1 protein-coding gene is annotated in these 545 nt (G+C 60.4%); it reads right to left on the bottom strand.

Annotated elements, in window-relative coordinates; translation table 11 throughout:
* Positions 1 to 117: 117 nt before the first annotated feature.
* Positions 118 to 489 (bottom strand): photosystem II protein PsbR, encoded by a 372-nt coding sequence (gene psbR / locus IEY98_RS33560; protein WP_072311013.1) that lies wholly within the window; start codon positions 487 to 489, stop codon positions 118 to 120.
* Between the last annotated feature and the right edge of the window lie 56 nt (positions 490 to 545).

The raw sequence follows: 545 nt of genomic DNA, 5'->3' as shown, positions 1-545 counted from the left end.
GTTCGGATCAATTACTTTGCATCGTTGATTGCATACATTCACAGGAGGTAGCTATGTAGATTACAGAGACGTGCATGCAAGCAGAGACCCGGCCCTGTGTTACACGTAGATGCTCTCTTAGCCGGCGAGAGCGCTGGTGTTGTAGACGAGGAGGACGCCGCCGCCGAGGAGGCCGGCGAGGGTGACGGCCCAGATAAGAAGCCCGGTCGTTCCGCCGGCGTAGCGGTCACCAGATTCAGACCATTCCTCTGGCGTGTAGATTGGGCTGTAGCCGTCGACGTTGGCGCCGTACTTGTCAACGAACTGGTACACGCCCTTCTTGCCCACCTTCCTGCCGTTGGCGTCGATGTCGACTGTCAAGCCGCCTCCAAGTCCAAGGGGCTTGTCGACCTTGATCTTCTTGCCACCGCTGCAGACGACGGCGAAGGAGGAACCCCGGCGGGAGAGGGAGGGGACGCTCGTCGGCGCCACAATCGGCGAGGTGATCATGGAGGCTGCCATCTCGCGCGCGCTCTCTCAAGCTCTGTCTGTCTGCGCTTGCCAAC

Source organism: Actinokineospora fastidiosa, from assembly GCF_014648415.1.
Taxonomy (GTDB): Bacteria; Actinomycetota; Actinomycetes; order Mycobacteriales; family Pseudonocardiaceae; genus Actinokineospora; species Actinokineospora fastidiosa.
Note: the sequence above shows the minus strand (reverse complement) of the source record. Positions and strands in the feature narration are given on the sequence as shown.